This window comes from Aerosakkonema sp. BLCC-F183 (assembly GCF_041929145.1).
Lineage (GTDB): Bacteria > Cyanobacteriota > Cyanobacteriia > Cyanobacteriales > Aerosakkonemataceae > Aerosakkonema.
The window spans coordinates 137,344-160,464 of record NZ_JBHFNU010000087.1 but is presented as its reverse complement, the minus strand read 5'-3'; the positions used below and the strand labels follow the sequence as shown (position 1 = coordinate 160,464).

The 23,121-nt window shown below is 42.5% G+C and carries 23 protein-coding genes; 11 read left to right on the top strand and 12 right to left on the bottom strand.

The genetic code is table 11. The features are described 5' to 3' along the window. The first annotated feature begins 110 nt into the window (after nucleotides 1-110). Together ACE1CD_RS25650 and ACE1CD_RS25645 are read left to right on the top strand one after the other, a co-directional pair. Nucleotides 111-824, top strand: coding sequence for a GUN4 domain-containing protein (locus tag ACE1CD_RS25650; protein ID WP_374826672.1), 714 nt, complete (start codon nucleotides 111-113; stop codon nucleotides 822-824). 229 nt (nucleotides 825-1,053) lie between these two features. After that, complete coding sequence (locus tag ACE1CD_RS25645; RefSeq protein ID WP_374826671.1) at nucleotides 1,054-1,293, top strand: hypothetical protein; 240 nt, start codon at nucleotides 1,054-1,056, stop codon at nucleotides 1,291-1,293. Here ACE1CD_RS25645 and ACE1CD_RS25640 read toward each other — a convergent pair. From ACE1CD_RS25640 to ACE1CD_RS25625, 4 genes are read right to left on the bottom strand one after another with little or no spacing between them, the layout of a single operon-like run. Then, nucleotides 1,290-1,424 carry a hypothetical protein gene (locus tag ACE1CD_RS25640; protein WP_374826670.1) on the bottom strand — a complete coding sequence of 45 codons (135 nt, stop codon included), beginning with the start codon at nucleotides 1,422-1,424 and terminating at the stop codon, nucleotides 1,290-1,292. The two genes, ACE1CD_RS25645 and ACE1CD_RS25640, sit on opposite strands and share 4 nt — an antisense overlap. An 18-nt stretch (nucleotides 1,425-1,442) precedes the next feature. Next, nucleotides 1,443-1,607 (bottom strand): hypothetical protein, encoded by a 165-nt coding sequence (locus ACE1CD_RS25635; RefSeq protein WP_374792807.1) that lies wholly within the window; start codon nucleotides 1,605-1,607, stop codon nucleotides 1,443-1,445. Next, nucleotides 1,604-1,756 (bottom strand): hypothetical protein, encoded by a 153-nt coding sequence (locus tag ACE1CD_RS25630; protein WP_374792805.1) that lies wholly within the window; start codon nucleotides 1,754-1,756, stop codon nucleotides 1,604-1,606. The genes ACE1CD_RS25635 and ACE1CD_RS25630 overlap by 4 nt, the downstream gene beginning before the upstream one ends. Next, entirely contained in the window at nucleotides 1,756-2,019 is a 264-nt protein-coding gene (locus tag ACE1CD_RS25625; RefSeq protein WP_374792803.1) for a hypothetical protein, read from the bottom strand. Before ACE1CD_RS25625 ends, ACE1CD_RS25630 begins: the two co-directional genes overlap by 1 nt. A gap of 7 nt (nucleotides 2,020-2,026) precedes the next feature. On the opposite strand from ACE1CD_RS25625, the gene ACE1CD_RS25620 reads away from it, so the two are divergent. The 3 genes from ACE1CD_RS25620 to ACE1CD_RS25610 are packed head-to-tail and all read left to right on the top strand — an operon-like array spanning nucleotide 2,027 to nucleotide 2,689. Then, entirely contained in the window at nucleotides 2,027-2,257 is a 231-nt protein-coding gene (locus tag ACE1CD_RS25620) for a hypothetical protein (RefSeq protein ID WP_374826669.1), read from the top strand. Further along, on the top strand, nucleotides 2,241-2,456 hold the full coding sequence (locus ACE1CD_RS25615) for a type II toxin-antitoxin system HicA family toxin (RefSeq protein ID WP_374792800.1): 216 nt from the start codon (nucleotides 2,241-2,243) through the stop codon (nucleotides 2,454-2,456). The genes ACE1CD_RS25620 and ACE1CD_RS25615 overlap by 17 nt, the downstream gene beginning before the upstream one ends. After that, entirely contained in the window at nucleotides 2,453-2,689 is a 237-nt protein-coding gene (locus ACE1CD_RS25610; RefSeq protein ID WP_374792799.1) for a type II toxin-antitoxin system HicB family antitoxin, read from the top strand. Before ACE1CD_RS25615 ends, ACE1CD_RS25610 begins: the two co-directional genes overlap by 4 nt. Before the next feature lie 169 nt (nucleotides 2,690-2,858). On the opposite strand, the gene ACE1CD_RS25605 is transcribed toward ACE1CD_RS25610, so the two are convergent. The 8 genes from ACE1CD_RS25605 to ACE1CD_RS25570 form a co-directional block, all read right to left on the bottom strand. Beyond that, complete coding sequence (locus tag ACE1CD_RS25605; protein ID WP_374792798.1) at nucleotides 2,859-3,470, bottom strand: DUF1349 domain-containing protein; 612 nt, start codon at nucleotides 3,468-3,470, stop codon at nucleotides 2,859-2,861. A gap of 297 nt (nucleotides 3,471-3,767) precedes the next feature. After that, nucleotides 3,768-5,552, bottom strand: coding sequence for a pentapeptide repeat-containing protein (locus ACE1CD_RS25600; protein WP_374826668.1), 1,785 nt, complete (start codon nucleotides 5,550-5,552; stop codon nucleotides 3,768-3,770). A gap of 148 nt (nucleotides 5,553-5,700) precedes the next feature. After that, nucleotides 5,701-6,873 (bottom strand): serine/threonine protein kinase, encoded by a 1,173-nt coding sequence (locus tag ACE1CD_RS25595; protein ID WP_374826667.1) that lies wholly within the window; start codon nucleotides 6,871-6,873, stop codon nucleotides 5,701-5,703. 324 nt (nucleotides 6,874-7,197) lie between these two features. Next, a complete protein-coding gene (locus tag ACE1CD_RS25590) occupies nucleotides 7,198-7,935 on the bottom strand; it encodes a hypothetical protein (RefSeq protein ID WP_374792794.1) in 738 nt (245 codons plus the stop codon). After that, a complete protein-coding gene (locus ACE1CD_RS25585) occupies nucleotides 7,935-8,855 on the bottom strand; it encodes a hypothetical protein (RefSeq protein WP_374792792.1) in 921 nt (306 codons plus the stop codon). Before ACE1CD_RS25585 ends, ACE1CD_RS25590 begins: the two co-directional genes overlap by 1 nt. Before the next feature lie 56 nt (nucleotides 8,856-8,911). Then, the gene (locus tag ACE1CD_RS25580) at nucleotides 8,912-9,853 is read right to left on the bottom strand and encodes a hypothetical protein (RefSeq protein WP_374826666.1); all 942 of its coding nucleotides are present in this window, start codon (nucleotides 9,851-9,853) and stop codon (nucleotides 8,912-8,914) included. 263 nt (nucleotides 9,854-10,116) lie between these two features. Further along, complete coding sequence (locus ACE1CD_RS25575; RefSeq protein WP_374826665.1) at nucleotides 10,117-10,770, bottom strand: hypothetical protein; 654 nt, start codon at nucleotides 10,768-10,770, stop codon at nucleotides 10,117-10,119. 54 nt (nucleotides 10,771-10,824) lie between these two features. Further along, the gene (locus ACE1CD_RS25570) at nucleotides 10,825-12,102 is read right to left on the bottom strand and encodes a DUF6745 domain-containing protein (protein ID WP_374792787.1); all 1,278 of its coding nucleotides are present in this window, start codon (nucleotides 12,100-12,102) and stop codon (nucleotides 10,825-10,827) included. Nucleotides 12,103-12,346: 244 nt separating this feature from the next. Between ACE1CD_RS25570 and ACE1CD_RS25565 the strand changes: the two genes are divergently transcribed. The 6 genes from ACE1CD_RS25565 to ACE1CD_RS25540 all read left to right on the top strand — a co-directional run bounded on the left by ACE1CD_RS25565 (nucleotide 12,347) and on the right by ACE1CD_RS25540 (nucleotide 23,118). Further along, nucleotides 12,347-13,015, top strand: coding sequence for a dienelactone hydrolase family protein (locus ACE1CD_RS25565; protein WP_374826664.1), 669 nt, complete (start codon nucleotides 12,347-12,349; stop codon nucleotides 13,013-13,015). A gap of 209 nt (nucleotides 13,016-13,224) precedes the next feature. After that, entirely contained in the window at nucleotides 13,225-15,225 is a 2,001-nt protein-coding gene (locus tag ACE1CD_RS25560; protein WP_374826663.1) for a response regulator, read from the top strand. A gap of 46 nt (nucleotides 15,226-15,271) precedes the next feature. Further along, nucleotides 15,272-19,243 carry a PAS domain S-box protein gene (locus tag ACE1CD_RS25555; RefSeq protein WP_374826662.1) on the top strand — a complete coding sequence of 1,324 codons (3,972 nt, stop codon included), beginning with the start codon at nucleotides 15,272-15,274 and terminating at the stop codon, nucleotides 19,241-19,243. Then, nucleotides 19,215-19,595, top strand: a complete 381-nt coding sequence (locus tag ACE1CD_RS25550) for a response regulator (RefSeq protein ID WP_374792779.1) — start codon at nucleotides 19,215-19,217, stop codon at nucleotides 19,593-19,595. Before ACE1CD_RS25555 ends, ACE1CD_RS25550 begins: the two co-directional genes overlap by 29 nt. 323 nt (nucleotides 19,596-19,918) lie before the next feature. Then, nucleotides 19,919-20,335, top strand: a complete 417-nt coding sequence (locus tag ACE1CD_RS25545) for a hypothetical protein (protein ID WP_374792777.1) — start codon at nucleotides 19,919-19,921, stop codon at nucleotides 20,333-20,335. Nucleotides 20,336-20,457: 122 nt separating this feature from the next. After that, on the top strand, nucleotides 20,458-23,118 hold the full coding sequence (locus tag ACE1CD_RS25540; RefSeq protein WP_374826661.1) for an EAL domain-containing protein: 2,661 nt from the start codon (nucleotides 20,458-20,460) through the stop codon (nucleotides 23,116-23,118). The last annotated feature ends 3 nt before the right edge of the window (nucleotides 23,119-23,121 follow it).

The window sequence follows — 23,121 nt, the reverse complement described above, 5'->3', positions numbered from 1 at the left end:
GAGAAGTGAGAAGGATAGGGAGACGGTTAATAGGGTGCGATCGCTTTAGTTAAATCTCTTATTGCGGTTGTATATATAAATAAATTCTTTGAGTAAGTGAGGGATTAATCGTGGGATTTTTTATATTTATATTGATTGTAATAGGGGCTTCAATTGCTTATTTTTTATTCTCTACCAACTTAAGCTTAGTCGATTTAATCCAGATCATATATGACAGCATAAAAGAAAATTCGACTAATAGCGCGAATCAAAACAAATTTATTGAAGTTGATGAGAGTCAACTAAATGATGATTTAAGTTCAGCAGTAGGAATAGATTATCGAAACCTACGTAATTTTCTTGCAGTAAAAGACTTTGAATCCGCTAACAAGGAAACTAAATCTCTTTTCCAAAAGATTTCCTATATAGACCTTAACCTATCTAATCCCGATCCTGAAAAAACGAAGACGCAAAGAATTCCTTGTACAGATATATGTACTATAGATAGGCTCTGGGTCAAATACAGCGAAGAACATTTTGGTATTAGCGTTCAACATAAAATTCACCGTGAGATTTTTATTAATCTTTACATTGAGAAAAAAGAATTTGATAAGCGAGAAAAAATTGAAAGAAGCGAGGAAGAAATTGCTCAATCAGCTGGGTTCGATACTTGGCGTAAATTCAATGACATAGTAGGCTGGAAATCAGCCGACATAAGCCCTATTTATATTTATAAAGACTCAGCACCAATGGGTCATTTACCAGTTATATACGATCCTCACTACATACATCATTACTCTGCTATGATCCACTTGTTCGAGCGGCTTAGCCAATGTCTTGAGTAGAAAAAAAGTATAAATTTAGATTTAAAAAATCTTAAATTTATATATATTTTATAACGAGTTAATTATGAGTTCTATTAGTTAATCTCTACTACCAAATTAGTCCTGGCATAGCTCAATATGTGGGAAATCAGCCAAAAATTAAAATTTTTGTCAGACATCAACTAGAGCGTTTAGCTCAGTGGATGCGTAAACAAGAAGTTAAAAACAAATAAACTAGGGAGGAAAGAACATGGAAACTACGCCTGTAAAAATGTCAGATATTAGAGTTCCCAAGAGAAGCGAACTCAATGAGGGTAAAATACGCTCAATAGAAAATTCTCCTGACTCTATCGAACGCCTAATTCACAGCAAAAGCGATCCGATCGCACTTAACAAGGGTAAACCCCCTTACGAAGTATATAGTGGCAGACATAGAGTTTATGTAGCTGCTCAGAAGGGCATCAAGGTAATTCCCGCAGTTTTTACTTAATAAGCGAGCGAGCGATCGCACTTCCCATCTTCTCCAAAAATGCGATCGCACTTCCATCTTTCCCAGAATGCCTTGGCGTAGCCTGCCGTAGGCATATCGCACTTCCATCTTCCCCCAGAATGCGATCGCATTTTTAATCTGTTTAACAGTCAACGAGTCTTCTGCACAGTTGATTCGCTGATTTCACTGATTTGTTTTTCGCATCGATCGTAGATTAACTTAGCCTGCTGGCACTGTTCTCTTATTTGCTGTTCAAAGTTTCTTGCCATTTCCAATAATTCCAACAATTCCCGTTCATCCGGTATTTTTTTCATTGCAATCTCTCCAAGCGATCGATAATTTTTCCTAACCCTATTTTAGATTCTAAAGCACATACTGCTATGTCATGTTCGCCGATAAACTGCCGGATCTGTGGGTGTTCTGCCTGGGAAGCGTAGATAATAATATTGCTATCAAGTAACATTATTCATCCCTACTCGGAAGCGAACGATCTTGACGCAACTCTCGCTGCCATTCAACCGCATCGCTAACACTAGCAAAGGCATTACTCGCCGCAATTTTTTGGAAAATTTCACCAACTTTTTGACGGCGTATATCGGCGCTTAAACTTGAATCTTCTTCTAATAAAGTAACGTAAACTTTTAAGGGACGATCGCTTTGTTTTGGAGCGTCGTTAGACCACTCTAAAACGTTTCCTTTCAGTACGGCTTCAAATGTGTGTAGCATACACTGTTTGGATTTTTACATTAATAATACTAAATATTGTAGCATAGGCGCTCTTCCCTTTGCAGTATATCTACCGGAGCGATCGCACTCTCCTTTTCGGCAAAGTGCGTTGGCGAAGAAAAGCGCGTATCGCGGATCGCCCTCTATCCTCACTTTCTATGTTACCTTGGTTAACAAGCATTTAAAAATCGCTTTAGTAATGGCAATGCAAATGAAAATAGATGCCGAAAAAAATTAGAGAACTGAAAAAGTTACTTTTGGATGCAGGATTTACTTATCGACAAGGGAAGGGTAGTCATCAGGTGTGGAGTCATCCCTTATTAAGTCAGCCAATTGTGATTGCTCGGAAAGATGGAGATGATGCACCATTATATTTAGAAAAGCAGGTGAATGCGGCAAGGAGAGAACTAGAAGAAATGGAGGATTCTGAGGAATGAACTCACTTTACAGTATGGTTATTCAATGGTCGGATGAGGATGGTTGTTTTGTAGTGTTTCTGCCAGAGTTTGCTGAGTTGGTGATGCAACCTTGCACAGATGGACAGACTCATGAGGAAGCTGCAAGGCATGGACAAGAGGTTATTGCTTCCTTAATTGAGTGGTTTGAAGCAGAAGGAAAACCACTGCCACAACCGAGAACTATTCCGCAGCAGCCGCTATCTGTGGCTTGAAAAGTCAAGGTGAAAGGCGAAAGGTCGTTTGATGTTTGCTCTTATGAAAATTGGGTTGGCGTAGGCTGCGGTATGCGATACGCGCTTTTCTTCGCCAACGCACTCTCCTTTTCGGCAAAGTGCGATCGGGTAATTATATCAGGAGGTTGAGGAGCGGATTGAAGGGGATTTAATTGTTAGCTTCTTGATAATGCCAATTATTTTTGTCAATTTCAATGAAGTCAAATTTGCATTGAAATTCTTCACCAATAGGACTGCACGCATAGACTCCTACATCGATAGAACCTTTAAAGTCATGGAGGTGAGCAATCCTCATTTGGTGCCATTTTATCCCATCGAGTGAATACTCAAGCAGAAAGTCCTGCGACCGCTTACTAAGTCGATACATCGCTGATTTGACATCGGAAGATATGTCTTGTGTTGACCAATCTGAAAAACCATAATTTGTGACAACTGAGCCAAGCCGACTAATTTCCTCATTTTCGTACTCAATTGAACATTTTATCCAATTTTCACTGTCTATTCTGGCAATAAGTCCACACTGGTCGTATTGTGATTTTGGGTTAAACTGAACTCGCGTTTTTAAGGAAAAATCCTCTTGAATATTAGTTAATAAACAGTGACCGTCATCTCGTTGGAAGCCATAATGCGTTTTTTGCCAAAAATCAGTCTTTGATTTAGTAACTAAATGAAGACCTCGCTCGAAAAAATATGTTTTTGGCTCATTCAGCCAAAAAAATTCGTCAGGAATTTGAGCCGAGATGAAATTATAAACCTTCATAGTATAGTTAACCTATTACTGCGCTAGCTGATTCATTTGGCGAGATTATACCTCAATGTTGAATCAATTTGATAAAATTTGACTTGCTATTTTCATAGAGACTCTAACGATCGTTTAGTGCGTTGCCCTATACTCAAGATACATTGTATCGAGATAAAATAAGAAATAGCACAATAAATTGCGCCCATTTTTATCGAAATCATCTAATATTTATTCCCCCAGATTGCACATATTTATAATAGTAAGAGCGGGTTTGATAACCCGCTCATTTTGGTAGAAGCAATCGAGAAAAACCATCTATTTATGAACCGAGCCATCGGGCATTGTTGCACCCTTCAAATTAGCATCTGCCAGATAAGCATCTTGGAGATTGGCACCGATTAAATTGGCACCTCGGAGATTCGCACCGCGCAGATAAGCACCGCTTAAATTAGCACCGCTTAAATTAGCAGCTCTGAGGTCGGCATTATTAAGATCGGCATTAGCTAAATTGGCACCTTCCAAATAAGCACCCCATAGCTTAGTTTCTTCCAAAATGGCTCCCTCTAGGTTGGCACCTTCCAAGTCCGCACCCCTTAAGTCGGCACGTTCTAAATTGGCATCGCTTAAGTCCGCAGCAGCCAAGTCCGCACCCTCAAGCTTAGAATCGTTCAGTTGGGCACCTTCTAAATTGGCACGTTCCAAGTTGGCATTATTTAAGTAGGAATAGCCTAATTTGGCACGCCATAGGTAAGCACCGGTGAGATCGGCATTACTTAGATTTGTACTGACTAAATTGGCATAACCAAGCTTACCGCCCATTAACTTTGCACCTAATAAATTGGCTCCTTCCAAGTTGGCATAAGATAGCTTGGCACCGATTAAATTGGCACCGCCTAAATTAGCATAAGATAGCTTCGCGCCGCCTAAATTCGCGTATGCTAACTTGGCATCTCCTAAATTGGCACCCTCTAAATAGGCATACCTGAGATTGGCACCCGTTAAGTTGGCACCGTCTAACTTCGCATATGCCAGCTTGGCATTGCTTAAGTTAATTTGTTTCAAGTCAGCACCAGTTAGTTCGCACCGGAAACATTCATTAGTCACCAGCAACTGCCGGAAGCCATCTTGAGGAATTGCCAACTTTTTATGATTAGATAAAGTGAAAATTAGCAAGCTCGTGCTGAACAAGCCGAGGAAGCAAGCGAACATAGTCAAATGGATCGAAGTTTTTCCCCGACTTGGTTTGCCGGCACTTGCCAGACTTGCTGTTGTGTTGTTGCGGACAACATCGATCGGTCGGAGTGATTCCAAAGCAGCAGCGGCATTGGCAAAACGGTTTTTGAGGTTGGGTGCTACCATTTTTTCCAGCCATTTAATAAAAGGCTGACTTAGATTTGGTAGCAGATGTTTGAAGTTGATGGTGTAATTTTCGTCGATTAAGTTACCGATTTCTGTTGATTTTGTGTTTGTCAGCAAGCAAACTAGGGTAGCACCCAGACTGTAGAGGTCAGAGGCTTCTGTCAGCTGGCGGTTGAATAGCTGTTCTGGCGGCATAAATCCCAAGGTGCCTTTGACTGCGCTGCTGAGGGCAACTTCTCCGCTACCGCTGCGGGCGAAGCCAAAATCGACGAGGTAAATGCTGAGTCGATCGCGATCGTAAGTGCGATCGACCAAAATATTTTCAGGTTTAATGTCGCGATGAATCACCGATGGGATTTGCTGTTGCAGGTAAATTAAAACCTCCAAAACAGCAGCAGCAATCTGCTTGATTTCTTCAACATTAAATAAACGCGACTGCGCCAAAGAAGGCGCTTGTTTGTATTCCTGCACCAAGCAAAAGCCCGCTGTGGTTTGGAAGGAATCGAGATAACGTGGAATGCTGGGATGATTCAGTTGCCGCAGCATTTGAATTTCTCGATTCACAGAGTCGTAGTCCGACCAACTCGCATTGAATTGGGCAAACTGAAACTGTTTGATGACTACAGGCAAATGTGTTTTTGTGTCAATTGCCAGGTACGTGACTCGACCGCAGGCGCGATTGTGGCCGAGTTCTCGTTCAATTTGATAGCCGTGGCTAGAAAAATCGGGGAAGTTGCTCATAATGATACTCGCTGCGTTGACTTAGCGTGCCGTAGGTGTACCGCTCTTCTTGTCGTAGGCAAACACGATTAACTACTATGTTTGCCACAAAAGTAGCATTTGCGATCGCACTTTGCCCAAATGTTAATTAATCTCAAGATAAAAAGCTCTAACTTCTTCTATCCTTGATTATTTTTAGGAAACCGCCCAAAGCAATGGTGATTAGGGATGCTGCACCGCCAAAACAGGCGAAGGCAAGCACGTAGAGGGTGAAGAGAAAAATTTTCACGGCTGGGGCGTTGAGAATGGCAGGATTAACGCCAGAATAACCGAAGAACAGGGTCATCATGATGCCGATCGTAAAGCAACCTCCCAAGAAAATTAATCCCAATCCGTTAGACAAAACGATCCCATTTGCCCGAACTTGATTGGATTTAGCTAATTTGGCGCTAGTTTTGCGCCGTTGCCAAGTTTGTCTTGGCTTGCGGATTTTGTGAGGATTAACGGGAACCAGCCCGGATGCAAGTGTTTGCAAAGCTTCGCGGGCGAATGGGAAGCGCTTTTCCACTGCCGGTTCTGTAAGTTTATCAATCCAACGCCCAAAGCTGGGAGTTATATTAACGCGATCGGCAAAGTGAATGCGCGAATCCTGATGCGGTAAATCGGTAGGAACTGTCCCAGTCAAAAGGTGTATTAATGTCGCACCCAAAGCATAAAGATCCGAAGCGGGAACCGACCGTCCCCAAAATTGCTCGATCGGCGTATAACCGCAAGTTCCCACAACGGTAAATGTCATTCCCGTCACTGCGGCTTTCTCTTGCACAGCACCAAAATCAACTAAATAAACTTGCTTGTTTTCTGCCAAAATTAAGTTGCTGGGCTTAATATCTCGGTGCAACACGGGTGGATTCAATTCGTGTAGATAAATGAGAATATCCAGAACTTCTGCGGCAATTTGGCGCACTTGATCTTCCGAAAAAGTGTGTCGCTTATCCAAAAGTGTTTGCAGGGTAACGCCGGGAATGTAATCCTGTACCAAAGCAAACCAGGGTAAACCTCCACCTGCTTGTCTATCTAAGGAAAAATAATCGCGGTAGCGAGGAATGCGAGGATGATTGAGATTTTGTAAGATTTTGGCTTCCCTTTCAAATAATTTCAGTTCTTCCCACTGCATCTGGGGACTGAAGGCGAGTAATTTGACGATCGCTTGTTCGTGCGGTGGTGGAGAATGGAGATCGAGAGCTAGCCAAGTGTGCCTACCTGCACCAGTATGTCCGAGCTGCTGTTGTAATTGGTATCTTTCTTGCAGTATCTGTCCTGATTCAAACATAATTATTGCCATCGGTAGAGATTTGCGATCGAACTTTTCTGACTCTCAATACAAATATGAGCTAGTCAGACTTGGGAATGCAAGTAGTTTTGCTCGATCGCGCTGACAATGCGATCTTTTTCCTCCTTTGTTTAATATCGCGTCCGGTTGCATCGGTAGTACATGAGTGATGCGAAACATTATCTGTGGGAATCGGGGGTTAAATTTTTACCGCAGATGTAGGCAGATAAACGCAGATAAACGCAGATAAGAAAGCAATTTTTTGTGCAACCGATGTTACCGGACAACTCGTTTAACTCGTTCCCAGGTTGAACCTGGGAACGAAAATACAGAGGCTCAGCCTCGTGATGTAAGATGTGAATCAACAGCTATTTTTCTTGGTTTGCGTTTATCTAATCTTTCATATTGCGAATGCTCAACAGCAAGGCTTTCAAACGTTACAAAATAATTTTCGTTCCAGTTTTCAATCAAATCGCTAAACCAAACATCTGTAGGTATGAGATCGTGAGCGTCAGAACGTCCGTTGTTGTGACTCAAGTGAATCTCTCCTACTGCTTTTGAGTTTAGCATTGACAAGCAAGTTTGTTTTGTGAGTTCTCGGTCGCCTGTAAACCAGATTAGCACATGAGAAACATCTACCAACAAGGGACGATCGACTAGAGTTTCCCAACTCGAACACCAATATTCTGGAGACGGCATAACTTCTAGATAAACGGGAACTTGCAAAGTTTTTTCAAGTTGGGATAAAGCAGTTTCTAACTCTTGTCTGCTGCATTCGCGCTGAAGCGGCGGATGAATTGAGACGGCGCGAACATCATGATTGGCGATGAAATCTGAGTAAGTTTTCCAGGTTTTCTGATGCAACAAACTAAGGCGCGATCGCACACCGTCTTTGTAAAGGCAAGAATCGTGCAAAATCAGCGGTATTCCTGAGTAATCAAAATCTACAGAGCAAATGCTGCCTATTGCTAATTCTAAATAATCCAGCTTCATCGGTTCGCGGAGTTTCTCAAAAATTTCTAGGCACTCTGCGAGCGATCGCATTCCAATTGCTGTAATACTGAGTCCTAGCATTATAGATCCCCCGTAAAGTATATTTTTTGAGTAATAATCTCTTCGCGGACGAAAGCAAAATTACCAACACTTTCTACCCAAAGCTCTCCGAGCAACTCATAATTTTGGCTCGCTTTCAGAAGTTCCACCACCCTTTGCTCTAATTCCACCCGTACTTCCCAACAGTTTTCTACCTCAGAATCGTCCCTCTCATATTCTTTCCTAATTAGCTCCTGTACTTCATCTAACCTAAAATCTTCCCGATTGTGGCTAGCGGTAATACTATTAGTCATCCTTTCCCTAAATTCCGATCTACTCTCACCAGGCAAGCTGACTAAAATATTATTAGCTTTACACCACTCAATTATATTAAAATTACCCCTTCTGTAGTAACTGCCATACCAACCGTAAGAAGATATATCCTCTTCCATCACTCGCCACTGATGATGAACTTTCGCAACTGCTTCTGCACTGCCTTTAAAGAGATGATGGGAAATTAATTTAGGTTCACGCCGCTCATACTCTTCTTCCTCTTCTTCCTCTTCTTCCTCTTCTTCAATAAACTCTATAAATTCGTACCAACTGTCGTTATATGAAACTACTGATTCGTAAACGCTGTAAATCCTGTCTCCTTCATTCAACAAAATCCCTTTGGCGATGGCTTGTTGAGCTTTGGCAGAAGATAAACCTTGCAATAATTTATAAGCAGTAACTCTCACAAGCAGCGCCGCATCGTTCATTGCTTCTCTCAATAAATCTATGCCTGCATCTCCATATTTGAGCGCATCCGAAAGAACTGCTATTTTTTGCTCGATAATGGGAGTGGCGAAACGTCGCCGCCATCCTTCTATTCCTCCTAAAACTACGCCTCCCATTGGTGGTGGAGTTTGTCCTCCTAAAACGGCGTCATATTCTTTTGGTTGATTAGAATTTTCTGCCATCGCGTAATTCTCTCAGCCATACTGCTATAGTTTATCATTAGTTGCGATCGCGAGCATCAGAAATTTACTCCTGTATCGAAATAGGTTTCTTGGCTGACAATCTCCTCGTGGACGAAAGCAAGCCGACGACCAAAACCAATCAATTGCCAAATTTCGTTAAGTATTTCCGAATTTTTATCATTTTGAAACTTTTTAAAGACTCTGTTTTCAAATTGCCGTGCTTGCTCGTCCTCTTGCCGAACTAAAGTGACTCGATTCTCTGCACACCACTCATTTATATCGATGTTTGTATTTTTTCCAAAATCATCCCATAACTTTAACAATAATTCTTTTTTTTGGTTCCGATCGAGAGTGTTGACCAATCTTTCTAGGCAAGCTTCCCGATCTTCATTAGCTTGACAAAACAAAGACAATTTGTTGTCTGCACACCATTGATTGAGAGCGAAGTTATCGATATTATAGTTAGACCACTTTTCCCTGTATAATCCAGAAACATCTATTTCCAACAATCTCACTTTATGGAACAGTTCGGCTTCCACTTTAGCAGTTTCTCTCAAAAAATGGCGTGATACAAATTGAGGATCGAGGTAACTATCGTCCGCATAGAATTCACTTATAGAATCGTTGATGTAGTACCAGTCGTCTCCGTAATAGATTGCTGATTGGTAAACGCTGTAAATCCTGTCTCCTTCATTCAACAAAATCCCTTTGGCAATGGCTTGTTGAGCTTTGGCAGAAGATAAACCTTGCAATAATTTATAAGCAGTAACTCTCACAAGCAGCGCCGCATCGTTCATTGCTTCTATCAATAAATCTATGCCTACATCTCCATATTTGAGCGCATCCGAAATAACTGCTATTCTTTGCTCGATAATGGGAGTGGCGAAACGTCGCCGCCATCCTTCTATTCCTCCTAAAACTACGCCTCCCATTGGTGGTGGAGTTTGTCCTCCTAAAACGGCATCGAAATTTCTTGGTTGATTAGAATTTTCTGCCATTGCCTAATTCCCTCAGCCATACTGCTATAGTTTATCATTAGTTGCGATCGTCGCTCTCATCAGAAATTTACTTGAGGTTTGAAGTACGCTTTCTTGTTGATGATATCTTCATGCACAAAGGCAAGCTTTCCATATCCCAGATATTGCCACAATTGTCCAAGCAATTCCACTTTCTTGTCATTTTGCAATCTGATTATTAGCCGATTTTTAAATTCCCAATCTTCTTCATAATCATAACGTTGACAAACTACATCGCTTGCATTTTACGCACACCAGTCATTAATATTGAAATTCTCATTATGGTATTCTGGATCGATAGTAGAAATATCAACTTCCATCATTCTCTCTTGATGAATTTCCTGTGCCTCAACTTCAGCACTGTCTTTGAAAAGATAACGAGAGATTAATTTTGGTTCGCAGTCATCGTAATATTTAAACATTGCATCTTCTGCATTCGTGATGTAGTATAAATTTTGATCGCCGTCCTCGTTCCCTGGCTTGTAAAGAGGATGTTCTTGCTCGTAATATTGATTAATTGAATCTGTAATGTAATATAAATCATCGCCGTAAGAAATATCTGACTCGTAAACGCTGTAAATCCTGTCGCCTATGTTTAAGGGTATCCCTCTGGCGATCGCTTTTTTAGCTTTAGCCGCAGATACATTTTCCAATAATTTATAAGCAGTGACTCTAACGATTATTTCTCGATCGTTCATTGCTTCTATCAATAAATCTATGCCTGCATCTCCGTAATTGAGCGCATCAGAAAGAACTGCTACTCGTTCTTCGACAATAGAAGCAGCGAAACGTCGCCGCAATCCTTCCATTCCTCCTAAAACTACGCCTCCCACTGGCGGTGGAGTCTGTCCTCCCAACACGGCATCGAAGTCTGTTGGTCGATCGCTATTTTCTGCCATAACCTAATCTCCTATCCAAGAAACTATGAAATTTTCCGTTGAAATTTCTCTTTTTCAAGTTTGCACAGAAAACTCTTGTGGGTCGATTCCCCAATTTACCCATTTAATCGCTTCTCTAGCCGATCGCATATTCGGCGGTACTCGCAAAGCGTGAATGTACCCCGTACTCGGACAAGTCATTTTTAACATATAAATTTGCTCTATATCTACATCATTATCAATTTTTAACAATGTATATTCTTGCCAATTGTCTAATTCTACAGGTTGCAATTCCTGACAAATTCTCGCATATCCAATTCCCTGAATTAGCACTCGCCTCAACTCAGCATTTTTCTCAGATAAAAGCCACTCAGCTTGCCATCGATCCGGATGCAGTTTGCCGTATTCTTCAGGTAAGATAACACCATGATAGGCGTAGATACTGAAACCGTCGGCATATTGAATAGCCGGGTCACCTTCGGCGTGCAGGCGTTGTTGGTTATCGAAGTCAAGAATGCGGGGGCGATCGCACACTAGGAAAAGATTTTCTAATGGAAACACCCAGTTACATTCTTTAACTAGCGATTGAAATAGAAGCCATTTTTCTCGATCGCCATCGCAGTTCAATGCGGAAAAACAAAAATCAACAAAAGCAGCCCGACTGTTCCACGAATTCAAATTCCACAGACGCATAGCACCGTGATAAAAGTGATTGTGGATTAATCCAGACAGCATTCGATCGGCTGCATCTTCTAAACTATATAAAGGCACTTCAACTTCTAAATCGATATTTGCTTGAAAGATTTTTTTTAGTTCGCTTCCCATGTATTCTATCATTTTTCGCACTAGATGTTCTTCCATTTGCTCCCAAATTCTACGTTCTGTTTGTTCGACCAACAATATTTCCAGTTGTTCGCACAGTTCATCTCCTATTTTTTCATTCAGTTGCTGCCACAGATAACTTCTCCAAGAAACTTTTTCTGCTTGCGTGTTATAGGGATCTTTCCAATATAAAGCCCACAGTTTTGTTTCCAGTTTCTCCCATAAATTCAGTTCACTGTTATCTCTAATGGCCAGACTACTTGACCAGAAACTTGACTCAAATTCTTCTGTAGTTGTATTTTGCAGTTGCTCGCTTATAAATGACGTTATATAGCTCAAAGCTGCGAAAGGGCTATCAAAAAAAATAATTTTTGGTTTGGGTTTTTTCTTACGAATTAAACGATCGGCGTTCTCCAGCGCCATTGTTGCTTTTATTTTATCTATTGGCTCAGTAGAAAGGGCAATTCCTTCCCATTTTTCCTGATAAACCGAAATCAGATCTTCTTGTTCTGGAGTAAGTTTTTTTCCCATAGCTATTAATTAAGTGCTTACTTGTTAAGATTAACACAGCGAAGCGGTCAGTTAAATAAATCTTCCTTGGTATAAAGGATTGTTAGCTAATATCAATAATTGTCAAGAATTTTTAAGCTATTTCTTGGACAAGTTAGAGCTGATATAGGCTGTTTAACAGCGCCTAATTTTGCACTTGAATTTAAAAGTAAGATAGCCAAAACAAAATTAATGGCTCATCATCCTCTCACATTGAGAATTAGCTATGGAAAGCACCTTGGAATTGAAGGTTCAAGAGCGATCGATCTGGATAGGATCTGGCCACATCGATCTAGAAGGTAACTTGAGCGTACCCGAAGGAGCGCGTGCGATTGTGCTATTTGCCCACGGTAGCGGTAGCAGCAGGCACAGTCCTCGCAATCGTTCTGTTGCACAACAGCTAAATCAGGCGGGATTTGCGACATTACTGTTCGATTTGCTGACCGCAGATGAAGAACAAACAGATAAGCAAAAGCGACTATTGCGCTTCAACATCAACTTTTTAGCCGAACGGCTAATTGATGCCACCGAATGGGTTGCACAAAACCCTGATACTCACAAGCTCAAAATCGCTTACTTCGGTGCCAGCACGGGTGCGGGTGCTGCATTGGTGGCAGCCGCAGAACTCCCGGAAGCCATCGGCGCAGTTGTTTCTCGCAGTGGACGCCCCGATATGGCTGAATCGTCCCTGCCAAAAGTGCAAGCACCGACGCTGCTAATCGTAGGCGGAAACGACACTCAAGTAATTGAGATCAACGAGAGGGCGCTGCCACAGCTGCAAGTGGAAAAGAAACTGGAAATCGTTCCCGGAGCAACGCATCTATTTGAGGAAGCGGGTGCTTTGGAACAGGTGGTGCGCCTCGCACATGATTGGCTTGTGCAATACCTCAAATAAACAAATGAGTCCGCTCTCCCCGATGCAGAAAACGGATGCTACGGATGTACGGATTTATACGTAACCCCGGTTGATTGCTCCCCTTTGAAATTTGAGCCGGAACATTGTAGAGACATTTCATGAAACGTCTTGACAACCAAAAATGTTAGTTGCCTTGATAGCAATTATTCTGTAATCTAAAAAAATAACTTATTTCGAGAAAATTTGATGTGAAAATTCTGCTGGTAGAAGACGATGAGTGTCTGGCGGAAGGACTTGAGAAAGCTCTGACAAGTCAGCATTATTTAGTCGAAGTTGCTAATGACGGTCAAGCGGCTTGGGAGTTGGCAGAATCAATAAACTACGATTTGATTTTGCTGGATTTAATGCTACCTAAGCTGGATGGTATTAGTTTTTGCAAACGGCGACGGCAACAGGGCGATCGCACCCCCATTTTACTACTCACGGCACAAAACGCCATTACCAGCAAAGTCGCGGCGTTAGATGCGGGGGCAGATGATTATATTGTCAAGCCTTTCAACATGGAAGAGTTATTGGCTAGGATGCGAGCTTTGCTGCGACGAGGCAGTTCGATCGCTTTGCCAGTACTGGAGTGGGGTTCCCTGCGTCTTGACCCCAGCAACTGCGAGGTGACATACGCAGGTCAGCACTTGCATCTTACAGCCAAAGAGTACGGCCTATTGGAGCTATTTTTACGTAACAATCACCGCATTTTCAGCCAAAGTGCTATACTAGATCATCTGTGGTCTTTTGATGAACCTCCCACAGAAAATGCCGTCAGAGCGCACATAAAGTGTTTGCGATCGAAACTCAAAAAAGCTGGCGCACCCGAATTGATCGAGACAATCTACGGATTGGGATATCGGCTCAAATCAACAGAAGAAGATAAAGAAGAAAAGAGCGAAAAAGCGGGTATTTATTGTCAAGTAAATGCTGGCGATCGCACCGAAAAAATAACAGGAAAAAGAGAAAAAATTTCATCTTGTTTAACAGCCAACATTCAACCATTAACAATCGCCAACAAATTAGCCGATATTTGGGATAAAAATAAACACAAATACAGCGATCGCATTGGGGTCATAGAAGAAGTTGTAACTGCTCTGGTAGAAAATAATTTCACAGAAGAATTGCGTGTCCGAGCAGAGCGACAAGCTCACACATTGGCAGGGTCGTTAGGCAGTTATGGCTTTGAGCGAGCTGACAGCCTTTCTCGTGCGATCGAACAAATATTTCAAGCTCAAGAAAACCTGCCGCAGACCCAAATACAGCAACTGCAAAAATTAATTGTGCAGTTGCGTCAGGAATTGCAACTCAGTCAAGACAACCAGACGATAGCAGAAGACCAGAGGAGCAAAAGAGCAAAAAAGCAGACGAATCTTTTAACTCAAAACTCAAAACTAAAAATTCAAAATTTCCTCAGTTTTCCATCGGCGCGACTGTTAATTGTTGATGACGATACGGATTTGGCCGAGCTTTTAATTTCAGAAGCAGAAGGTAGGGGAATAGAGGCAGAAATTGCCACAAATTTAGCCAAAGCTAGGCAAATAATAGCTCAAGCTCGACCGGATGCTGTGCTGCTGGATCTTTCTTTTCCCGAATCCCAGGAAAACGGTTTTGAACTGTTAGTAGAACTGAGTAAATATCAGCCGCTACTGCCTGTACTGGTATTTACTGCTACCGATAATTTAGTCGATCGCGTTAAAGTCGCTCGTTTGGGGGGACGCGGCTTTTTACACAAGCCAGTATCTCCGTGTCAGGTAATAGATGTTTTAGCCGAACTCTTGCAACAACCCACTACACCGGAAGCAAATCTGCTGATTGTAGACGATGACCCTCAGTTGCTAGATTTTTTGCTTACCTTACTGGAACCTTGGGGATTTCAGCTCACCCTACTGGATGACCCAAAACAATTTTGGGATGTCTTGGCGCAATCTGCACCCGATTTGCTCATTCTGGATGTAGAAATGCCAGAGTTTAACGGTATCGATTTGTGCCAAGTTGTACGTAATGATGCCTACTGGAACGATTTACCGGTGGTGTTTTTATCTGCTCGCACGGATGCCGAAACTATACATCGGGTGTTTGCAGCCGGTGCGGATGACTACGTGAGTAAGCCAATTGTAGGGCCAGAGCTAGTCGCCCGCGTCCTGAACCGACTGGAGAGGACAAAAATTCTACGCAAACTACGAAAATTAGTTAACAGCCAGTAGTTAATACTCATTAGACCTCTCCAAAAAACATCTGACGAGACGTTTCATGAAACAGTTTCTTAAAAAAAAAATTGTCAACAGCAGATTTGGGTTAGCATTGCTGAATTTGCTGACTCTCTTGTCTGTCGGTTTAGCCTCCTATCGCAGCACGATCGAATTGTTGCAAATAGTTAAACGAGAAAAAAATACCCACGCCAAGTTGGTAGTGTTGGAAGAAATTTTGATGAAAATTACGGACGCTGAAAGTGGACAACGGGGTTACATAATTACGGGGGAAAAAAATTTTTTAGAACCGTACAATAGGGCAAATTCCTCCATTGACGAGCAATTAGATAAGCTACAGCAATTGCTTGCCAACGAAGCCGCAGGCAAAGAGCGCTTAGCTCAACTGAAAAATTTGATTATCGAAAGACGATCGTTGCTGAACGAGTCGATCGTTTTACGAAAACAAAAAGGTTTTAATATTGCTATTCAAAAGGAGCGCAAACATCCGGGAAAAGAAATTCAGGATCGCATTGTCTCGACGATCGAACACATAGAAAACGAACAGCGACAAATATTAAAGCAGAACAATCAGCAATTCGCACTACAGATTAAAAACACCCTGAGCGTATTGCTAACTGGTACCAGCGTTAGTTTAGCTATTTTTTTGGTGGTTTACTTTCTGTTAGAAGGTCAGATAATTAAGCGTCAGCACGCCGAAGCAAAAATACCAAACCTATATAATAGCGTTCCCTACGGTTATCATTCCCTAGATGAAAACGGCATTTTTATCGCGATTAACGATACTGAACTTATTTGGTTGGGCTACAGTCGCGACGAAGTTATCGGCAAGCTTAAATTTGCTGATTTACTCGCACCTGAGAGCGTGCTAACCTTTGCAGAAAATTTTAATATCTTTAAACAAAAAGGCTGGGCAAAAGATTTAGAATTCCAGATGATTCGTAAAGATGGTACGGTACTACCCGTGCTTTTGAGTGCAGTTGGCATTAAAGATGCAATGGGTAATTTTGTGGCAACTCACTCGACAATGTTTGATATCACCGATCGCAAAAGAGCCGAGCTCGAACTGCGCCGACTTAACCGCGCCCTTAAAACCCTCAGTAGCTGCAACCAAGCCCTCGTTCGCGCCACAGAAGAATTCGAGCTGCTCAATAATATCTGCCAGATCATCATAACAGTTGGAGGATATCGTTTTGTGTGGGTGGGATTTGCCTTGGAAGACACAAACAAAAACGTTCTTCCAGTCGCTTTAGCGGGATACGAAGATGGATATCTAGATTCTGCCGACATTAGTTGGGCCGATACGGAAAGAGGACGCGGCCCCACGGGAACGGCAATTCGTACCGGAAAAGTGTTTATTGCACAAAACTTGCAAACTAATCCCGATTATGTACCCTGGCGAGAGCAAGCGATCCGTTGCGGCTATGCTTCTTCTATTGCTCTCCCACTGATTGCCGATAAAAAAGTTTTTGGCACTATTAATATATATTCAGCAGAACCCAACGCTTTTGATGCGGCAGAAGTAAAATTACTAACCGAACTAGCAGAAGATTTGGCTTACGGTATTGTGGCTTTGCGAACTAGCAACGCTCGTGCAGAAGCAGAGAAAGCACTGCAAAAAAGTGAAGAAAAACTGAGATTGGCTGTGGAAGCAGCTAACGTAGGTATTTGGGATTGGGATATTCTAAATAATTGCATCACTTGGTCAAGCGGTCACGAAAAGTTATTCGGTTTGGCACCTGGTACTTTTGATGGCAGTTACCAAACTTTTGACGATCGCCTTCACCCAGATGACAGAGAATCTACACAACAGGCGATCGATCGCGCTATGTTGAGTCGGGATAGTTACTTTCAGGAATACCGCATAATTTGGTCGGATGCTACCATTCACTGGATAGAAGGAAAAGGAAAATTTTTCTACGACACGGAAGGTAGAGCCTATCGCATGATGGGAACAGTCATGGATATCAGCGATCGCAAACAAGCCGAGTTAGCCCTCAAACAAGCAAAAGAAGAACTAGAAATGCGAGTTATAGAGCGCACCGTAGAATTATCTCAGGCAAACAATCTTCTGCAACGAGAACTCAAAGAGCGTACCGCAGCAGAAGCAGCACTGCGAGAAAGCGAAGCTCGATTTAGAAGATTATTTGAATCTAATGTTGTGGGCGTAATTTTTGCAGATTTCAGCGGTCGGATTACAGAAGCAAACGATTTATTTCTGGAAATGGTAGGCTACACGAGAGAAGATCTGTGTTTGGGAAAATTGCGTTGGGATGAAATGACCCCACCAGAATACAGCCATATCGATCGACAGGCGATGGAAAGAGCGAAAATAACGGGAGCGGGATCTCCTTGGGAAAAGGAATTTATTCGCAAAGATGCCAGTCGCGTTCCCGTATTGATCGGCGGTGCTTTGTTGGATGGATATGACGATCTGGCAATTGCTTTCGTCCTCGATATTAGCGATCGCAAACGAGTAGAAGAGGAACGCGCAAAACTGATCGCCATTCTAGAAGCTACGCCTGACTTAGTTTCTTCTGCCAGCCTCGATGGACAAGTATTTTACTTCAACAAAGCTGCCCGCAAAAACCTGGGCATTCCCGAAAATGTAGAAATTGCCAACTTCGACATCCCCAAAGGTCATCCCGACTGGGCTTACGATATTCTTAAAAACGAAGGCATTCCAGCTGCAATGCGAGATGGGCTTTGGATTGGCGAAACGGCTGTTTTAAGCTACAACGGACGCGAAATGCCGGTCAGCCAACTGATTATCGCCCACAAAGGAGCAGATAGCAGCGTCAAAATGCTCTCCACTATTGCTCGCGACATTACCCAACAAAAACAAGTGGAAGCAACGCTGCGGGAAGCGGAACGACGTTGGCGCAGTTTACTAGAAAACGTGCGCTTGGTGGTAGTAGGATTGGATAGCACAGGCAAAGTAGATTATGTCAATCCTTTCTTTTTGAGTTTGACCGGTTACGCTCAAGAAGAAGTGCTGGGAAAAGACTGGGTTGAAAATTTTATCCCGCCATTCGATAAACAGCGAGTAAACAAATGTTTTCAAGAAGTTTTAGGACAAGATTTTCACCCCCACTATCAGAATTATATCCTCACCAAATCCGGCGAAGAAAAACTAATTGCTTGGAATAACACCCTGCTAAAAAATTTACCGGGCGATGCGATCGGCACCTTAAGTATCGGAGAAGATATTACCGAACGTCAGGTGATCGAACGAATGAAAGATGAATTTATTTCCGTTGTCAGTCACGAACTACGCACCCCTCTCACCTCCATACACGGTGCATTGAACTTGCTCTCCACCGGTTTGGTAGACCCTCACTCTGACAAAGGTAAACGTGTGATTGAAATTGCTGCCGAAAGTGCCGAACGTCTGGTACGTCTCGTCAACGATATTCTGGAATTGGAACGTTTGGAGTCAGGCAAAATTAGCTTGTCCAAGCAGCTTTGCAATGCGGCGGAATTAATGATAAAAGCTACCGATTTAATGCAGGTGATGGCAAATCGTGCTGGCATCGCATTATCAATTTCTCTCCAAAATATCGAGTTTGATGCCGATCCCGATCGCATTATTCAAGTATTGACAAATTTACTCGGTAATGCAATCAAGTTTTCCCAGAGCGGTGCCACTGTTTGGTTAAGTGTCGAATTGCAACAAACAGAAACGCAAGTCACTCACAACCCATCCCCCATGCCCTATGCCCCATGCCTTATGCCCCAAAATGTACTATTCCAAGTGAAAGATTGCGGACGGGGTATTCCTGCTGAAAAACTAGAAACTATTTTCGAGCGCTTTCACCAGGTTGATGTCTCCGATTCGCGCAAAAAAGGCGGGACGGGGTTGGGTTTAGCGATTTGTCGCAGCATTGTGCAACAGCACGGTGGATCGATCTGGGTTGAGAGTACTCTAGGTGAAGGCAGCTGTTTTTACTTCACTTTGCCGATTGCAGTAAGGGACGAAAACAACTATGACAACCAAGCGAATCTTAGTCATTGACGATGAAGATGGTGTACGAGAAATTATCCAATTTTCTCTGGAAACGGCAGGAGGTTGGGAAGTTTTGGCTGCCGCTTCCGGTAGCGAGGGATTAGCTTTAGCTGAAGCCGAACAACCCGATGCTATTATTTTAGATGTGATGATGCCGGATATGGATGGGCCTACAACTTTCGGGCATTTGCAAGCAAGCGATCGCACCAAACACATCCCCACTATTCTACTAACTGCCAAAGCAAAAATTAGCGAACAAAAGCAGTTTATCAATTTGGGCGTAGCCGGAGTCATCACTAAGCCTTTTGGGGTTCGCGATTTAGTTAATCAGATCCGAAATATTTTGAATTGGCAAGATTAACGGGGATTTCTTGAGTGCTGTGTGCTGACTGCCAAGTCGGTTGCTGTACTACCTTGTGAACGCAACTCGGTACGAGCCTTGTTTGCGACTTATTGCTATCATCGATATTCAGACAACTCAATGGCTGAAGCTGTGATAATTTGAAATTATTTTGAATTTGTGAAGATTTTGCAATCCTTAAAAATACTTCATAGAAAGTAATTTTATTTAAATATTAAAATAGCAGATACTAACATCAATAAATTTAAACTTCACAAAATCTTCACATTTAGATTCTAACTTAAAGCTATAGCCAGAAAGCGCTCAAGGAGAAAGCAGCGATCGTGTGTGCATCCAGTACTTATCAACTCGATATTGAATTAGCAATCGATGTTTTCAAAACAAAAAATTTAGCCATGCTAGTTGCTCTGAAAAACTTTCTGACTGTTTTACCGAATCCTAAATGTATTGAGGAAGTTTTGACCGTAGCGTTTTATCAACTGGCGAATATTGATATGGATAGCTGTCGCTGGCTTTTACGCAATCATTATTATCTGATGCCAGAAATGGATGTACTATATTTGGCGAAAGCTTTTGCTATTGCGAAACTTGAGAATTGTGGTTTTGTGTATGGTAAAGATTTTCAGTTCGATTACCAGGATAAATTACAACTTAACGAGTGGGCGAAGCGTCGATTGTTGCAGGATAATTCCACAGTCAATAGTCTACTCCTAGAAGAAGTTTTACAAATTCATAATTGAAGGGTAAAGTATTTGTTTAGAAAAAATTTGTGCTAAATCCACCTAAAAATGTTGTCTATTTCAGGAAATCAAGTCAATTTTTTTCTTTATACAAAGGTACGACTCAAGTCTAAATTAAATTTATGAGCTTTCCAAACCATCAAGAAATAGCTAATTTGCTGTCATGTAAAAACATAACCTATAAAAAAAATATAGAAAAACACGCAGAAGGCTTGATGCTCGTAAGTCGAGATGGGATATTGGTAGAAGTAAACTCAGAATTTCTAGCAATAATTGAAGCCAAATCACTTGAAGAAATTTTGGGGAACCCAGTCATAAACTTGATTCATTCAGAAGATTGCGTGGCATTTAAAAAACTACACCAATCAGTTTGTGAAGGAAAAACAGGAAAATTGCAATTCCGCGTCGTGGGGTTGTGCGGTGGATTGCGTTGGCTGGAAATCTATTCAGTAGCTTGGCGCAATTTTTATGGAGATATTATGGGAGTTATGAACATCACCCGCGACATTACAGAGAGCAAACTGATAAGGCAAACACAGCAAAATTTAATATCGCTTATTCAAAGCAGTTATGATTTTATTAGCTTGGCTACTTTAGAAGGAAAAGTGACATTCGTTAACAAGGCAGGCCAAAATCTCCTGGGAATTGATGGAGATGAAGAAGTTAAAAAAACATTAATATTCGACTACTTGATGCCCGAAGATCTGGTAGATTATCAGAAGAGAATTTGGCCAAAAATCGTGGAGAATGGCTCTTGGCAAGGAGAATATCGCTTTAGGCATTTGAAGACTAACACACCGATCGCAATTTATCAGAACTCGTTTGCGATCGAAGACCCGGATACAAATAAGCCCGTCGCGATTGCCACAGTCAGTCGCGACATTACCGATCGCAAACGAGCAGAGCAAAAGCGACAAGAGAGCGAACGTCGCTATCAAATTTTGGAAAAAGTATCGCCAGTCGGGATTTTCTACACAGATGCGGAAGGTTACTGCCTGCACGTCAACGAGCAATGGTGCGAAATTACCGGACTGACGCTAGCAGAAGCTTTGGGTGAAGGGTGGACAAAAGGGATACACCCCGAAGATCGAGAGCGCGTACTCAAGCAATGGTATCGGGAAGCCAAAGAAAATTTGTGCTTTAAATCCGAGTACCGATTTGCGCGTCCGGATGGCATTGTAACTTGGGTATTGGGTCAGGCGATCGCCGAAACAAACCCAAATGGAAAAGTAACCGGCTACGTGGCTACGATCGCCGATATTACCGATCGCAAACAAGCGGAAGAACAACTGCGTTATTATGCCTTTTACGATTCCCTCACCAAACTGCCCAACCGAGCTTTGTTCCTAGAACAACTGGGAAATTTGATTGCCAGACGGAACAAGGGTAGCACAGAAACATTCTCCCCCGTCCCGGATGGCAAATTTGCCGTGCTGTTTTTGAATCTGAACCGCTTCCAGATAGTTAAATACAGCCTGGGACACCTGCTTGCCGATCGACTCCTGATTGCCACAGCTCGTCGCTTAGAGGATTGCCTGAGCAATTTTGGATGCCTACTCGTTAACAACTTGGAACTTGAAAAAGCAGATTTTCCATCCAAATCTGCTATTGAGAATACAGAATGGAGAGAATTAAAAGAAATCGATCGCCTCTGTGACAATTCAACATCAACATTTCCATACAATTGCCAGGAAAAGAGCCAAAATCTCAAATTTTTCGTGGCGCAAGTGGGATTAGACGAGTTTGCCATTATTCTTACTCCTGTAGAGCAACAGGAGGAAGTGACCGAGATCGCAAATTCTATCTACGACGCTCTACAATTACCTTTCCTACTGGATGGACGCGAAGTTTACATCAGCGCCAGTATTGGCATTGCCCTCAGCTCTATAGGATATAGGCGACCGGAAGATTTCCTGCAAGCTGCCGATACGGCAATGCACGCTTGCAAGCGCGTCAAACAAGCTTGTTATGCAATATTTGAACCTGGATGGCACACAGGTGCTGTAGCGCAATTGCAGATGGAAACAGATTTGCGGCGAGCGATCGAACGTCGCGAGTTGCAAGTTTACTATCAGCCGATCGTCGCGCTTAAAAGCAGTCGCATTAGCGGATTTGAGGCGCTAGTGCGCTGGCAGCACCCCAAGAGAGGTACGATCTCCCCAAGCGAGTTTATCCCTCTGGCAGAAGAAACAGGACTGATCGCAGGGATCGATCGCTATGTGCTGCGGGAAGCTTGTCGCCAGATCTCTTTTTGGCAGCAGGCTTTTCCAACCGAATTTCCCTTGACTTTGAGCGTCAATTTATCTGGCTTCCAGTTATCGCAACTTGACTTAATCGAGCAAATCGATCGCATTCTGCGGGAAACTGGCATATACCCTGGCAGTTTGAAGCTGGAAATCACCGAAAGCAAGTTAGCCGGAAATATGGTTTCCGAAAAGAGAATGTTGCAACAGTTAAAAGATTTAGGCATTCAGCTTTCCATCGATGACTTTGGCACCGGTTACTCTTGTTTGGCGCGTCTCCACCAACTGCCGATCGATACTTTAAAAATCGACCGTTCGTTTATCTCAGGTCTGGGCGTCGATAGCGACAGTTTGGAAATTGTGCGAACGATCGTCACCTTGGCTCACAGTTTGGCTATGGATGCGATCGCAGAGGGTGTAGAAACAGTCGAGCAACTGGCGCAACTCCAGGCGCTGCAATGCGAATACGGACAAGGGTACTTTTTTTCTAAGCCGATTCCCAGCGAAACTGCATGGGCTTTACTCAATCGTTTTCGGTAAATT